13 protein-coding genes are annotated in these 14067 nt (G+C 74.4%); 4 read left to right on the top strand and 9 right to left on the bottom strand.

Features of this window, described 5'->3' with window-relative positions; all coding sequences use genetic code 11:
* Window positions 1-71 precede the first annotated feature (71 nt).
* The 5 genes from B9W62_RS05795 to B9W62_RS05775 all read right to left on the bottom strand — a co-directional run bounded on the left by B9W62_RS05795 (window position 72) and on the right by B9W62_RS05775 (window position 6797).
* The gene (locus B9W62_RS05795; protein WP_087805826.1) at window positions 72-1472 is read right to left on the bottom strand and encodes a glycoside hydrolase family 16 protein; all 1401 of its coding nucleotides are present in this window, start codon (window positions 1470-1472) and stop codon (window positions 72-74) included.
* 370 nt (window positions 1473-1842) lie between these two features.
* Window positions 1843-3954, bottom strand: coding sequence for an MMPL family transporter (locus B9W62_RS05790; protein ID WP_087805824.1), 2112 nt, complete (start codon window positions 3952-3954; stop codon window positions 1843-1845).
* A 135-nt stretch (window positions 3955-4089) separates the two neighbouring features.
* Window positions 4090-4758, bottom strand: coding sequence for a response regulator (locus tag B9W62_RS05785; protein ID WP_087805822.1), 669 nt, complete (start codon window positions 4756-4758; stop codon window positions 4090-4092).
* A complete protein-coding gene (locus B9W62_RS05780; RefSeq protein ID WP_087805820.1) occupies window positions 4755-5978 on the bottom strand; it encodes a sensor histidine kinase in 1224 nt (407 codons plus the stop codon). The genes B9W62_RS05785 and B9W62_RS05780 overlap by 4 nt, the downstream gene beginning before the upstream one ends.
* Before the next feature lie 33 nt (window positions 5979-6011).
* On the bottom strand, window positions 6012-6797 hold the full coding sequence (locus B9W62_RS05775; RefSeq protein WP_087805818.1) for an IclR family transcriptional regulator: 786 nt from the start codon (window positions 6795-6797) through the stop codon (window positions 6012-6014).
* A 150-nt stretch (window positions 6798-6947) separates the two neighbouring features.
* On the opposite strand from B9W62_RS05775, the gene B9W62_RS05770 reads away from it, so the two are divergent.
* Window positions 6948-8285: a 6-phospho-beta-glucosidase gene (locus tag B9W62_RS05770; RefSeq protein WP_179235368.1), complete on the top strand. Its 1338-nt coding sequence runs from the start codon at window positions 6948-6950 to the stop codon at window positions 8283-8285.
* Here B9W62_RS05770 and B9W62_RS05765 read toward each other — a convergent pair.
* Window positions 8278-9420 (bottom strand): ATP-grasp domain-containing protein, encoded by a 1143-nt coding sequence (locus tag B9W62_RS05765; RefSeq protein WP_087805816.1) that lies wholly within the window; start codon window positions 9418-9420, stop codon window positions 8278-8280. The genes B9W62_RS05770 and B9W62_RS05765 overlap by 8 nt on opposite strands.
* A 288-nt stretch (window positions 9421-9708) precedes the next feature.
* Here B9W62_RS05765 and B9W62_RS05760 point away from each other — a divergent pair, with 288 nt between their 5' ends.
* Window positions 9709-10596 (top strand): metallophosphoesterase family protein, encoded by an 888-nt coding sequence (locus B9W62_RS05760; protein WP_087805814.1) that lies wholly within the window; start codon window positions 9709-9711, stop codon window positions 10594-10596.
* Complete coding sequence (locus B9W62_RS05755) at window positions 10593-11273, top strand: 4'-phosphopantetheinyl transferase family protein (protein WP_087805812.1); 681 nt, start codon at window positions 10593-10595, stop codon at window positions 11271-11273. Before B9W62_RS05760 ends, B9W62_RS05755 begins: the two co-directional genes overlap by 4 nt.
* A 28-nt stretch (window positions 11274-11301) precedes the next feature.
* Here the strand turns inward: B9W62_RS05755 and B9W62_RS05750 are convergent, their stop codons facing one another.
* Complete coding sequence (locus B9W62_RS05750) at window positions 11302-11538, bottom strand: hypothetical protein (protein WP_087805810.1); 237 nt, start codon at window positions 11536-11538, stop codon at window positions 11302-11304.
* A 125-nt stretch (window positions 11539-11663) separates the two neighbouring features.
* The gene (locus B9W62_RS05745) at window positions 11664-12332 is read right to left on the bottom strand and encodes a helix-turn-helix domain-containing protein (protein WP_087805808.1); all 669 of its coding nucleotides are present in this window, start codon (window positions 12330-12332) and stop codon (window positions 11664-11666) included.
* Window positions 12333-12563: 231 nt separating this feature from the next.
* Here B9W62_RS05745 and B9W62_RS05740 point away from each other — a divergent pair, with 231 nt between their 5' ends.
* Window positions 12564-13223, top strand: coding sequence for an MmyB family transcriptional regulator (locus B9W62_RS05740; RefSeq protein WP_087805806.1), 660 nt, complete (start codon window positions 12564-12566; stop codon window positions 13221-13223).
* A gap of 7 nt (window positions 13224-13230) precedes the next feature.
* Here B9W62_RS05740 and B9W62_RS05735 read toward each other — a convergent pair whose 3' ends face one another.
* On the bottom strand, window positions 13231-14052 hold the full coding sequence (locus tag B9W62_RS05735; protein ID WP_087805804.1) for an ABC transporter ATP-binding protein: 822 nt from the start codon (window positions 14050-14052) through the stop codon (window positions 13231-13233).
* Window positions 14053-14067: the final 15 nt, after the last annotated feature.

The following is a 14067-nucleotide window of genomic DNA, read 5'->3' as shown; positions in this document are numbered from 1 at the left end:
CGCCCGGCACGACGAAGGGGCCCCACGGCGCGTGGAGCCCCTTCGCCCTCCTGCGGGGGGCCGGTCGCCGCTCAGCGGCCGAAGCTGAACCAGTTCACGTTGACGAAGTCGGCGCTCTGGCCGCTGGTGAAGGTCAGGTAGACGTCGTGGGTGCCCGTCACCGAGGCGATGTTCGCCGGGATCGTCCGCCACGACTGCCAGCCGCCCGTGTTGCCCACGGCGAAGCTGCCGATCGGCGTGCCGGTACGGCTGTCCAGGCGCACCTCGACCAGGCCGCTGACCCCGGCGGCGGCACCGCTGGCCACCCGGGCCTTGAACTGGGTCGCCGCGCTCGACCCGAACTCGACGCCCTTGTACTGGACCCAGTCGCCGTTCGCGAGGGCGCCGAGGTTGCTCCCGCCGCCCGAGTCCGAGCTGCCCTCGGTCATCGTGCCGGACTGGCCGTCGTACGACTCGGCCTCGATGGCGCTGTACGCGTCGCGGTCACCGCCGGTCGGCGGCGGCGTGGTACCGCTCCCACCGGCCGACAGCACCTGGACGTAGTCCACGAGCATGGAGTGGCCGGGCTGGGTGCCGCCGTCCGGGCCGCCGCCGAAGGCGTCCGGGAAGCCGCCGCCCATCGCGACGTTCAGGATGATGAAGTAGCCGTGGTTGGTGGCGTTCGCCCAGGTCGTCGCGTCGACCTGGTTGGCGCGGACGGTGTGGAAGTTGTTGCCGTCGACGGAGAAGCGGATCTCCTCGACGCTCGTCGAGCGGTCCCACTCCACCCGGTAGGTGTGGAAGCCCGCCTGGCAGGTGGCGCCGGGACACGGGGTGTTGCCGCCGATGCCGCTGGTCTCGTTGCAGGGGCCGCCGGGCGAGGTGCCGCAGTGCAGCGTGGACCACACCGTGTTGAGGCCCTGGGTGTTCTCCATGATGTCGATCTCGCCGACACCGGGCCAGTTCCAGTAGTTGCCCCGGTAGGGCGAGCCGAGCATCCAGAACGCCGGCCAGTAGCCCTTGGCCGCCGCCCCGGTGACGTTCGGGACCTGGATGCGGGCCTCCACGCGCAGCGTGCCGCCGGCCGGGGGCTCGAAGTCGGCGCGCTTGGTCTCGATGCGGCCCGAGGTCCAGTTGCCCGCGCCGTCGCGCCGCGGGGTGATGCGCAGGTTTCCGCTGCCGTCCAGCGAGACGTTGTCCGGGGACGAGGTCATCGTCTCGATCTCGCCGGTGCCCCAGTTGGCCGGGCCGCCGGGGTACGAGGTGCCGGTGTCGTACTGCCAGTTCGCGGTGTTCACGCCGGAGCCGGCCGCGCCGTCGAAGTCGTCGGCGAAGACCTGGGTCCAGCCGGACGGGGGCGGTGGGACGGCCGCGCCCGCCGACGGGCCCGTGACGGTCGTGGCCGCCGCGGCGAGGCCGAGCGTGCCGACGACGGCCACCAGCGCCCGGCGCAGCGGCCGGCGTCTGGGCGGGTTCCCGGATGTCTGACTCATGTGGGGGTTCGCCTCTCGATGCGGGAGTGGGAAGCGGTACGCCCCGAGCGCGCTCCGCGGGGAGACGTTTGAGAGCGCTCTCAGAGTGCGGCCAATGTGCTCCGGGTCGCCGCCGCCGTCAAGAGGTGAAGCCGAGAAAGTCCTTGCGGCGCCGGGGAGTTCAGTCCGTGAACGTCGTGAACGTCACGAAAGGTGCCGGGCGAGGGCGGGCGTCCGGCCCGCGCGCCCCGGCCGTGGCCCTCCCCACCCCCGCCGGGGAGGGCCACGGCCGGCCGGTCCGCTCCGGGTGTCGCGGGCCTCGTGGCCGGTGACCGCGCCGCGGCCCGTCGCCGGGTCCCGCGACTCGCCGCCGGCCGGCGCGTCCGGTGCCTCAGCGCGCCGCGGGCTGCGGCCGAGCCGGGACGGGGGCCTCCTCGCGCACCCCGAACCGGTCGTGTGCCCGGCGCAGCGGCTTCGGGGCCCACCAGGCGCGCCGGCCCAGCAGCGCCATCGTGGCCGGCACCAGCAGCATCCGGACCACCGTGGCGTCGATCAGCACCGCCAGGGTGAGGCCGAGCCCGATCTGAAGGATCGGCGAGAAGCCGCCCGTCATGAAGGCGCCGAACACCACCGCGAGGAGCAGCGCGGCGCAGGTCACCACCCGGCCGGACCGGCGCAGGCCGGTCACCACGGCCTCCCGGTCGTCGCCGGTCAGCTCCCGGGCCTCGCGCATCCGGGCCAGGATGAACAGCTCGTAGTCCATGGCCAGTCCGAAGGCGATGGCGATGATCAGCGGTGGCGCCGTCAGGCTCAGCGCGCCCAGCCCCTCGGCACCGATCAGCCCGGCCAGATGGCCGTCCTGGAACACCCAGACCACCGCACCCAGCGCGGCTCCGAGACTGAGCAGCGTGGTCGCGACGGTGCGCAGCGGCAGCAGCACCGACCCGGTGAACGCGAACAGCAGCACGAAGATCCCGGCCAGCACGGTCAGCGCCGCCCACGGTGCCCGGTCGGCGAGCATCTGCCGGAAGTCCACCAGCTGGGCCGCGCTGCCGGTGACCTGGACGGGTGCGTCGCCGCGCACCTCCCGTACCCGCTCGACCAGTTCGGTGGCCGCCGGGCCGTCGGCCGGTCCGCCCGGGGGCAGTTCCAGCACGGTGGTGCCGCCGGGCAGGTCACGGGCGGCGGTGCCCGGAGCGAGGGCGCGGATCCGGTCGGCCGTCGCGGTGTCGGTGCCGGGCCGCAGGACCACCGTGACCGGTGAGACGCCGGTACCCGGCGGGAAGTGCGCCTCGATCGCGTCGTACAGCTGCCGTGCCTCGGTGTCCTTGGGGAGCTGCCGCGCGTCCCCGAGGTTGATGGTCAGGCCGCCGACCGGCAGGGCCAGCACCAGCAGGGCCGGGACGGCCACCGCCAGGACGGCCACGCGCCGCCGGGCGGCGAAGCGGGCGATGCGGGCGAAGAGCCGGCCCTCCTCCTCCGGCCGCGCCTTCGCCGGGGGGATCCGGCCGCCGAACCGGGCCAGCAGCGCGGGCAGCAGCGTCAGCGCCGCCAGCATGTCGACGACGACCACCGCGGCCACCGCGAGCCCCATGCTGCGCAGGAACGTACTCGGGAAGACCAGCAGCCCGGCCAGGCTCACGGCCACCGTCAGACCGGAGAACAGCACGGTCCGCCCGGCCGCCGCGACCGTACGGTGCACGGCCTCCACCACGTCCGGGGTGTGCCGCCGCTCCTCGCGGAAGCGCACCAGCATCAGCAGGGCGTAGTCCACCGCCAGACCGAGTCCCAGCATCGTCGTGACCTGGATCGCGTACACGGAGATGTCCGTGAACTGGCTGAAGCCGAACAGCGCGAGGAACGCGCCCGCGATCCCGGCGACCGCCACCAGCAACGGCAGCCCGGCGGCACGCAGCCCTCCGAACACCACGAGCAGCAGGACCAGCACGACCGGAAGCGAGATCAGCTCGGCCTGCTTCACGTCCTCCTGGGCGCGCTCGCCGAGCTGCTGACCCAGCAGCGGTCCGCCGCTGACGTGGACCCCGGACACCTCGCTCCCGGTGATCCCGTGCAATCGGTCGGCCGCGTCGTCCACCGCGGCCTCCTCGGCGCCGTCGTCGAGGCCGCCGTCCAGGGCGACGGGGACGACCAGGGCCCGTCCGTCCTCGGCGACCAGCCCGGGTGTGGTGTAGGGGTCGGGCACCTCGGCGACGCCCGCGACCTCCCGCAGATCGGCCACGGCCCGCCGCACCTCGGCGCGCACGGCGGGGTCCGCGACGGCGGCGGCCTCGACCACGCCGGTGATCGAGGCGCCCGCCGGGTCCAGGCCGTCCAGGTGTTCGGCGGCGATCTGCGACTCGGTGCCCGGGACGTCGGGCACGTCGTCGGAGAGCTTCCCGAAGACACCCGTGCCGAGGCCGAAGCCGAGCAGCAGGAACAGGCCCCACAGGAGGAGCACGGTCAGGGGGCGGCGGGTCGCCGCCCGGGCGAGTGTGGACAGCACGGTCCCTCCCGGCGATCGGATTCAGGTCTTGCTCCGTCGCCACCAGGGTCGGGGCCGCCGGGGGTGCGCCGGATCGCCCGGGGGAGCGGTTCGGGGCCTCGCCCGCACGGGGGAGAACGCCCGCCGCCTCACCCGTCAGGGGGAGCCGGGAGCCACCAGACCCGTCTCGTACGCGCAGATCACCGCCTGCACCCGGTCCCTGAGACCGAGCTTGCTCAGCACGTTGCTGACATGCGTCTTGACGGTGTGCTCGCTCACGAACAGGGTCGTGGCGATCTCGGAGTTGGACAGTCCCCGCGCCAGCAGCCGCAGCGTCTCCACCTCGCGCGCGGTCAGCACCTCCAGACGCTCCGGGGTGACCTCGGCCGTGGCCTCCTCACGGCGGCGCCGCACGATGTCCGCGACCAGCCGGCGCGTCACCGCCGGGGCCAGCAGCGAGTCGCCGGCCGCGACCACCCGCACCGCGTGCACCAGGTCGTCCCGGCGCACGTCCTTGAGCAGGAAGCCGCTGGCACCCGCGTACAGGGCCTCGTACACGTACTCGTCGAGGTCGAAGGTGGTCAGCATGACGACCTTGCAGGCGGAGCCCGCGCACACCCGCCGGGCCGCGTCGAGACCGTCCATGACCGGCATGCGGATGTCCAGGAGCAGCACGTCCGGCGTGTGCCGCTCGACCGCGGCGACCGCCTCCGCGCCGTCCCCGGCCTCCGCGACCACCTCGATGTCGGGCTGCGCCTCGAGGATCATGCTGAACCCGCTGCGCACCAGCTCCTGGTCGTCGGCGACCACCACCCGGACACTCACCCGAGCGCCGCCCGCCGGCCGGCCGCGACGGGCAGGCGTACGTGGACCCGGAAGCCGCCGTCGGGTCCGGCGCCGGTGACGGCCCCGCCCCCGCAGGCGGCGGCCCGCTCCCGGATGCCGATCAGCCCGTGTCCGCCGCCGCCCGGGGCCGCGGGGCCTCGTCCGTCGTCCGTCACCGTCAGGGTCACCTCGTCCTCCGCCCAGTCGAGTACGACCGTCGCGCAGGAAGCGTACGCGTGCTTGACCGTGTTGGTGAGGGCCTCCTGCGCGATGCGGTAGACGGCGACCTCGCTGTCCGGGGGCAGCGGGCTCGGTGTGCCGGACACGCGCAACTCCACGATGAGACCGGTCGATTCACCGACCCGGCGGACCAGTCCCGGCAGCGCGGCCAGGCCCGGCTGGGGCAGCCGCCGCGGCCCGGACTCCCGCTCCTCCTCCTGCTTGAGCACCCCGAGGATGCGGCGCAGTTGGGTCATCGCGTCCCGGCCGGTGGTCGCGATCGCGTCGAAGGCGGCCTCGGCGCGCGCCGGATCACTGCGCACGACGACCGGCCCGGCCTCGGCCTGCACCACCATCAGGCTCACCGCGTGCGCCAGGATGTCGTGCATGTCGCGGGCGATACGGGCCCGTTCCTGCGCCGTGGCCCGCGCGGTGTCGGCCGCCCGCTCACGCTCCAGCCGCCGCGCCCGGTCCTCCAGCTCCGCGGTGTAGGCGCGCTGGGTCCGGGTGAGCGAGCCGAGCGCGTACGCGCACACGATGCTCAGCAACTGGAAGGCGTACTCGAACGGTTCGGCGTCCTCCCGGTGGCTGATGGTGGTGGCGACCCCGACCAGCCAGCCCGCCAGCATCATCCGCCGCTGCCAGGGCCGGGCCAGTGCGGCCAGCGTGTACAGGACGACGAAGCCGCCGTACATCAGGTCGGGCGGCGGCGCGTGGTACAGCGCCTGGACCGGGGTGGCCACCGACACGGCACAGGCCGTAGCGAAGGGCGCGGCATGCCGCCACACCAGCGGCACGGCGGTCGCGGCGCCGAGCAGCCAGCCCTGCCAGGACAGGGGGTCGTCGCCCTCGTCGGGGAACAGCCACTGCAACGAGACGGCGAACAGCACCAGCCCGGCGACCGCGGCGTCCACGGCGTACGGATTGGTCGTACGCAGCCGCGCCAGGACGGGGGCGAGCGGGGAGGGAGACGGGGAGGACAGCGGGGACCGGGCGGACATGGGCGGCTCCTCGGGGCAAGGACCGTCCCAGTATCAACAGGTGCGCGGGGGGCGGTCCTCACCGGTGAGAGGGATATCCGGGCGCCAGCCCAGGGCCCGTGAGATGCCGCGGGCCGCCAGCCGGACCGCCGGGACCAGCGTCGGCACCCGGGCGTCGGCGTGCGGCACGACCACCGACACGGCCGCCGTCACGGTGCCGTCCGGGCCGTGCACCGGGGCGGCGACCGAGAGGGCGTCGTCGGTGATCTGACGGTCGCTCACCGCCGCCCCGGTGCGCCGCACCTCGGCCAGCATCCGGCGCAGCCGGTCCGGATCGGTGATCGTGTACGGGGTGAAGGAGGCCAGCGGACCGGCGCGGTAGGCCTCCTGGAACTCCGGTTCGCCGTGGGCCAGCAGGGCGAGCCCGACCCCGGTGGCGTGCAGCGGCCAGCGGGCGCCGACGCGGATGTGCACGCCGACCGACGACCGCGCCGCCAGCCACTCGATGTAGACCACCTCGCCGCCGTCCCGCACCGCCAGCTGCACGTTCTCGTGGGTCGCCTCGTACAGGTCCTCCAGGTACGGCCACGCGACCTGCCGCAGCGCGAGACCGCGCGGGGCGAGCGCGGCGATCTCCCACAGCCGCAGCCCGACGTGGTAGACGCCCGACTCGTCCCGCTCCAGCGCACCCCACCGGGTCAGGGCGCCCACCAGCCGGTGCGCGGTGGTCAGGCTCAGCCCGGCCCGCCGGCTGATGTCCGTCAGGGACAGCGCCGGGTGCCCGTGGTCGAACGCGGCGAGCACGGAGAGCAGCCGCTCGGGGGCGGTGGGGGCGGTCACCGGGCCGAGGGTAGGTGCCCGCCCGGCCCCTGGACAGGGGCAAGGGCCGCTGGACCCAGGCACAGGAGAGATGCACGCGCGGGAGCACCCGCCCGTGCCATGATCGGCGCCGGACACAAGTGCGGCCGCGGGCGGCGGAAGGGTGCGGACGTGAGGCTGACGATGCTGGGCGGCGGCGGATTCCGGGTGCCGCTCGTGTACGGGGCGCTCCTCGGGGACCGCGCCGAGGGGCGGGTGACCGAGGTCGTCCTGCACGACCTCGACCCGGCCCGGCTGACGGCGGTGGCCCGGGTGCTGGCGGAGCAGGCGGCCGGGGTGCCCGACGCGCCGGCGGTCACCGCCACGACCGACCTCGACGAGGCGCTGCGCGGCGCCGACTTCGTGTTCTCCGCGATCCGCGTCGGCGGCCTCCAGGGACGCGCCGACGACGAACGGGTGGCGCTCGCCGAGGGCGTCCTCGGCCAGGAGACGGTCGGCGCGGGCGGCATCGCGTACGGGCTGCGGACCGTCCCGGTGGCCGTGGACATCGCCCGCCGGGTGGCCCGGCTGGCGCCGGACGCCTGGGTCATCAACTTCACCAACCCGGCGGGACTGGTCACCGAGGCCATGTCCCGGCACCTCGGCGACCGGGTCGTCGGCATCTGCGACTCGCCGGTCGGGCTCGGCCGCCGCGTCGCCCGCGTGCTGGGCGCCGACCCGGACGACGCCTTCGTCGACTACGTCGGCCTCAACCACCTCGGCTGGCTGCGCGGCCTGCGCGTCGGCGGACGCGACCGGCTCCCGCGGCTGCTGGCCGACCCGGCGCTGCTGGGCTCCTTCGAGGAGGGCCGGCTCTTCGGCCCCGAGTGGCTGCGCTCCCTCGGCGCCGTCCCCAACGAGTACCTGCACTACTACTACTTCAACCGGGAGACCGTCCGCGCCTACCAGGAGGCCGAGCGCACCCGCGGCGCGTTCCTGCGCGACCAGCAGGCCCGCTTCTACGACGAGATGCGCCGCCCCGACGCCCCGGCCCTGGCCACCTGGGACCGCACCCGCGCCGAGCGCGAGGCCACCTACATGGCCGAGAACCGGGAGACGGCGGGCGCGGGCGAACGCGAGGCCGAAGACCTGTCCGGCGGCTACGAGAAGGTGGCGCTGGCCCTGATGCGGGCCGTCGCCCGCGACGAACGCGCCACCCTGATCCTCAACGTCCGCAACCGCGGCACGCTGTCCGTCCTCGACCCCGACGCGGTGATCGAGGTCCCCTGCCTGGTCGACGCGAACGGCGCCCACCCGATGACCGCCGCCCCGCTGCCGGACCACGCCACCGGTCTGGTCTGCGCGGTCAAGGCCGTCGAGCGCGACGTGCTGACCGCGGCCGAGACCGGCTCCCGCGCGGCCGCGGTACGCGCCTTCGCCCTGCACCCCCTGGTCGACTCGGTGGACGTCGCCCACCGTCTCGTCGACGGCTACCGGGCGGTGCACCCGGGCCTGGCCTACCTCAGGTGAGCCCCACCGGCGCGGACGCCGCCGGTGCCTGCGCCGGTCCCGCCGCCGGTGCCTGCGCGGCGGCCGCCGGGGCCGGTACGGCGGGCAGGTCGGTGCGCTGGTGGGGCACGGACACCGGGCGCAGCGGACGCGGCCCCGACACCACCGCGTAGTCCTGGCCCAGGAACGGCGGCTCCAGCTCACCCGGGTCGTCGCCCAGGGCCAGCCGGACCGCCGCCCACGGCACGTTGACGCCGCACAGCGCCAGCTGGTGCAGCCCGCCGGCCGGGCGGGTGTTGACGTCCATCAGGACGGGCCGGTCGCCGTACATCCGGAACTGCACGTTGGACAGGTGGTGCAGCCCGAACGCCTCGGCGATCCGCCGCGCCGGGGCCAGCCACTGCTCGTGCAGGGTGAACCCGCGGCGGCGGCCGTTCTTGGTGCGGCCCACGGCGAGGCGGACCCGGTTGTCGGGACCGGTGAGGCAGTCCACCGAGACCTCGGGCTGCTCCAGGCGCGGCATCACCAGCCAGTCCACCTGCTCCTCGGCCGCCCGCAGCGCCTCGACGACCAGGGGCAGCGGCACGGACGGGCTCGGGAAGCCGCTCAGGTGGGTGAGGGAGAAGGGGTCCCGGGTGACCGTCCGGAAGCCCACGCCGCCCGCGCCGGACGCCGGCTTGAAGCACGCCCGGTGGCCGCCCGCCTCCAGTTCCTCCACCGCGAGGACCAGTTCGTCGGCCGTGCGCACCCGCCACCACGGCGGCACCGGCACGCCGATCGCCCGGACCGCCTCGTAGGCGATCACCTTGTCCCGGAAGAGGGCCACCGCCTCCGGCGGCGGCGCCAGCAGCGCCGTACCGGCCGCCTCGAACTCGGCGCGGTGCGCCACGAGGGCCGACTGGTGCAGCCGGGGCACGAACACGTCGATGCCGCGCCGCGCGCACTGGTCCAGCGCGTACTCGACGTACCCGGCGGGGGACAGGCCCTCCGGCTCCAGGTCGGCGGTGTCCGCGGCGGCCAGCACGGGGGAGTCCGGGTCGCCGTGCGTGGCATGGATCTCGACGGCCCGGTCGGCGGGATTTCTCCGCAGCTGATCCATGAAGAAGACGTTCTCCGCGTACGTGCGGTTGAGCCAGACGCGTACGGGAGAAGCCATGCAAGCCGCCTTCCGGGGTTCGCGGGCAGGCCGAAGCGGGCCGTGCCCGGCCAGGGGTTTGGAGGGACACCGAGCCGCCGCTCTGCGCGAAAGGAGAGTCGTCGCGGTGGTGTTGGGGCGATCATAGGGGTACGCGCCGCCCCGGGCGCAACGCGCGTCACACGGATGCGCCGGACCGGCCGTCCCGGGGCCCCCGGGCCCCGGCGCGGCGGGGCCCGGAGGCCGCCTTGTGACCGGGGCGGGGATGTGATCTCGTGGCGTCGGACGCGTGTCTGGAAGGGGTGGGGGATGACGTCGAGGGCCGGCGCTCCGGGGAAGCTGTGGGCCATCAGCGATCTGCACATCGGATACAAGGAGAACCGGACCCTGGTCGAGCGGATGCGCCCCGAGTCCGACGACGACTGGCTCCTGGTGGCCGGCGACGTGGCGGAGACCGTCGCCGACATCCGCTGGGCGCTCGGCACCCTCGCGGACCGCTTCCGCCGGGTCGTCTGGGTCCCGGGCAACCACGAACTGTGGACGCATCCCAAGGACGCGGTCGCCCTGCGCGGCGTCGCCCGCTACCGGCACCTCGTCGAGATGTGCCGGGAACTGGGCGTGACCACCCCCGAGGACCCGTACCCGGTGTGGGAGGGCGCGGGCGGCCCGGCGGTCGTCGCGCCGCTCTTCCTGCTGTACGACTACTCGTTCCTGCCCGCGGGCTGCGCGAACAAGGCCGAGGGACTGGAGTACGCGCACGGCACCGGCGTCGTGTGCAGCGACGAGTACCTGCTGCACCCCGACCCCTATCCCAGCCGTGAGGCGTGGTGCCGGGCCCGGGTCGAGGAGACCGGGCGCAGGCTCGCCGAGATCCCCGCGGACCTGCCGATCATCCCCGTCAACCACTATCCGCTGCACCGGCATCCCACCGACGTCCTGTGGTACCCCGAGTTCGCCATGTGGTGCGGCACCGCGCTGACCGCCGACTGGCACCGCAGGTTCCGGGTCGACACCATGGTCTACGGGCACCTGCACATCCCGCGCACCACCTGGCACGAGGGGGTCCGCTTCGAGGAGGTGTCGGTGGGCTATCCCCGCGAGTGGCGCAAGCGGTCCGGGCCGCCGGGGCGACTGCGCCGCATCCTGCCGTCGGAACAGGCGCCCGCGGCGCCTTCTCGCCAGGAGGTGTCCCGTTGATCGAGGACCTGCTGCCCGACACGGTCGTCACCGTGGAGGCGTTCGGACACGACGACGCCGGCCACCTGCCCCTCTACCCCGAGGAGGAGGAGCTCGTCGCGCGGGCGGTCGCCAAGCGGCGCCGGGAGTTCACCGTGGTGCGGTCCTGCGCCCGCCGGGCCATGGAGAAGCTCGGCGTACCCGCGCAGCCCGTGCTGACCGGGGAGCGCGGGGCCCCGCGCTGGCCGGACGGTCTCACCGGCAGCATGACCCACTGCGACGGCTACTGCGCCGCCGCCCTGGTCCGCGTGACCGACCTGGCCTCCCTCGGCATCGACGCCGAACCCGACGGACCGCTCCCGGACGGCGTCCTCAAGACCATCGCTCTGTCCTCCGAGACGGCCCGACTGCGGCGGCTGGACGAGGCGCGGCCCGACGTCCACTGGGACCGGCTGCTGTTCAGCGCGAAGGAGTCGGTCTACAAGGCGTGGTTCCCCCTCACCGGGAAGTGGCTGGACTTCGCCGAGGCGGACATCGAGATCTCCGTGGACCCGGCCGACCCGCGCCGCGGCACGCTGCACGCCGCGCTCCTGGTGCCCGGACCGACCGTGGGGGGCAGGCGCCTGAGCCACTTCGACGGCCGCTGGACCGCCCGGGAGGGCCTGGTCACCACGGCCGTCGCGGTCCCGCGCACCTGAGGGGTCACCAGACGCCGCCCGCCTCCCCTCAGGGCCGCGGGCACCAGTCCCGCAACAGCCGGAAGAACGCCTCCTCGTTCCCCGTCAGTCCCGCCGCCCGCAGGGCCTCCTCCGCCTCGGCCAGCACGGAGGGCGGGACGACGGGCGGCCGGGGAGGCCCGTCCGGACCCGCCCCGGCGTCGAAACCGGCCCGTACGGTGTGCAGGAGCCGCAAGTAGGCCTGGACGGCGGTGCGCTCGTGGTCGGTCAGTACGGCGGTGGTCATCGGTCGGCTCTCCCCACAACGACGTCAGCGGTCACGCGCCCCCGCACGGCGGCGGCACCCTCCCAGCTTGCCGCCCACCACTGACAATCCCGTCCGCAGGCCGGGCCCCCGTGGGCCCCGTGCCGTTACGACTCGGGCCGCTTGACGCTCTCCAGGAGCATGTCCAGCCACTCGGCGACCTTGTCGCGGTGCTGGTCCGTGGGCAGTTGCGCGGCCCGCCAGGCGATGCCGCGCACGCCGTGGTCCTGGAGCAGCCGCTCCAGCGGGTCGTCGGCGGCGGCCGCCGCCTCCCGCTCCCGGTCGGCGAGTTGCTGGAGCAGTTCCTGCTCGGTGCGCTGGAGGGCACCGGCGAGCGCTTCGGGGTCCTCGGCGGTGAGGAATCCGGCGTGCACCCCGAAGAAGCGCTGAATGGCGTCGCAGTGCTCCATGGTGGGGCGCCGGTCGCCGTTGATGAGGGCGCCGGCCTGCTGCCGGGACATCCCGGCGCCGTCGGCGATCTCCTGCTGGGTGTACTTGCGGCCGTTCGGCTTCAGCCGGGTGCGGCGCAGCAGGTCCAGGCGCTGCACGAACCTGGTCTGGACATCGGGCTCACCCGCCGGCCGGCCGCCGAGCAGGGCCCCGACGACGGACTCGGGGACGCCGCTGGCGGCGGAGAGCCGGCCCACGTCGAAGACCTCGGTGTGCGGCACGCCGAGCCGGTCCGCGAGCGCGCCGACCCGGGCGACGACGGCGGTCGGCGTGGTGGTCGGCGTAGGGGTCGGCATGACGCCCTGACCTTCGAAGCCACCCGTCACCGACAGCTCTCCTACGTCTCTCAGGCCGCACAGGCTTCTCACAAGCAGTTGCCGTGAACTTCCCGGAGAGTAGCCTGCCGCTCGAACTCACATCCAGGCATCGCCACAACTGTGGCCTATTTCAGCCGTCAACAGGCACGAAATGCCACGATAGTTGACACGCCTCGCGTCGGGGCGCCAGGATGCGGGACGCCGCGAGAAGGCCGCATAGGCAAGAGGGGTGACCTCCCGATGGCATTTCAGGCAGGAGGGCAGCGGTCGGCGCCGCGGCCCACCCCCGCGACCCCCGAGGCCCAGGCCTATCTCCAGGACTACACCGCGCTCCTCGAGGCCGTGCCCTTCCCGTCTCTCGTCGTCGACCACCGCTGGGACGTGGTGCTGGCCAACGGCGCCTTCCGGACACTCTTCCAGGGCGCCGGACCGCACCCGACGGCCATGCCCGACGACAACTTCCTCAGGTTCGTCCTCTTCCACCCGGACGCCGCCACGGTCCTCGGCGAGCACGAGTCGAGCTGGTGCCTGCCCATGCTGGCGCACTTCGCCGCCACTCTGGAGCGGTACGGTCACGACCCCGGACTACAGGCCGTCCGCCGGGACATCGCCCAGGACCCGATCATGGAGGCCGCCTACCGCCAGGGCCTGCCGCACTGGGTCCGCGCCGTCGGCGCCCGCGCCGTCGAACACGACGGGGCGGTACGGCCGCTGCACCACCCCGACCCGCGCCGGGGCACCACCGAGTGCCGGGTCGTGGTCGAAACGCCGGGGGCGCTCCAGGAGCTGGGCTACACCCGGCTGACGCTGGTCCTGCGCGAGCCGCGCCGCACCGGGCAGCGCCCGCCGCGCGCCCGCCGCGCCGCCGCCCACCTGAGGGTCGTCCCCGTCGCCGAGTGACCCGGGGTCAGTGCGGCGGAGGGGTGTCCGCCCCCTGCGGCTCCTTGAACGGGGATCGGGCCGCCCCGCGCTTCGCCGCCTGGATCTGCTCGTACACGCGGGTGCGCAGCTCCGCGAAGCGCGGCGCCACCCGGGTGTGCACCTGGTCCCGCCCGTCCGGCAGATCGACCCGGAGCTGCTCGCGTACGACGGTGGGCGAGGCGGACAGCACGATCACCCGCTGCCCCAGGTACACGGCCTCGTCGATGTCGTGGGTGACGAACAGGACCGTGATGCCCCGCTCCCGCCACAGCGCCCGCACCAGGTCCTCCAGGTCGGCGCGGGTCTGGGCGTCCACCGCCGCGAAGGGCTCGTCCATCAGCAGCACCTCGGGCTCGTACGCCAGCGCCCGCGCGATGGCCACCCGCTGCTGCATACCGCCGGACAGCTGCCACGGGTAGGCCCCCGCGGCGTCCGCGAGCCCGACCGACGCCAGGGCGTCCGCGACCAGCTCCCGGCGCCGCCCCTTGGCCAGGTCCTTCCGCTTCAGGGGCAGTTCGACGTTCTCGCCGACCCGCATCCACGGGAACAGGCTGCGTCCGTACTCCTGGAAGACGAACGCCATCCCGGGCGGCGGACCGGTCACCCTGCGGCCGGCCAGGAACACCTCGCCCGCCGTCGGTTCGAGCAGCCCGCCCACGCACTTCAGCAGCGTCGTCTTGCCGCAGCCCGACGGACCGACCAGGCAGACCAGTTCACCGGCCGCCACCGAGAAGGTCAGATCGCGCACCGCCTCGACCCGCCGCCCCGAACCCTCGTACACCTTCCGCAGGCCGCGTACGTCGAGCATGGACCGCCCTTTCAC

Source organism: Streptomyces sp. CS113, from assembly GCF_002188365.1.
GTDB lineage: Bacteria > Actinomycetota > Actinomycetes > Streptomycetales > Streptomycetaceae > Streptomyces > Streptomyces tendae.
Note: the sequence above shows the minus strand (reverse complement) of the source record. Positions and strands in the feature narration are given on the sequence as shown.

Excerpts from the sequence above, each read along its gene's own strand:
- B9W62_RS05795 (WP_087805826.1), bottom strand. The coding sequence starts at position 1,472 with ATGAGTCAGACATCCGGGAACCCGCCCAGACGCCGGCCGCTGCGCCGG.
- B9W62_RS05780 (WP_087805820.1), bottom strand. The coding sequence starts at position 5,978 with ATGTCCGCCCGGTCCCCGCTGTCCTCCCCGTCTCCCTCCCCGCTCGCC.
- B9W62_RS05765 (WP_087805816.1), bottom strand. The coding sequence starts at position 9,420 with ATGGCTTCTCCCGTACGCGTCTGGCTCAACCGCACGTACGCGGAGAAC.
- B9W62_RS05760 (WP_087805814.1), top strand. The coding sequence starts at position 9,709 with ATGACGTCGAGGGCCGGCGCTCCGGGGAAGCTGTGGGCCATCAGCGAT.
- B9W62_RS05750 (WP_087805810.1), bottom strand. The coding sequence starts at position 11,538 with ATGACCACCGCCGTACTGACCGACCACGAGCGCACCGCCGTCCAGGCC.
- B9W62_RS05740 (WP_087805806.1), top strand. The coding sequence starts at position 12,564 with ATGGCATTTCAGGCAGGAGGGCAGCGGTCGGCGCCGCGGCCCACCCCC.
- B9W62_RS05735 (WP_087805804.1), bottom strand. The coding sequence starts at position 14,052 with ATGCTCGACGTACGCGGCCTGCGGAAGGTGTACGAGGGTTCGGGGCGG.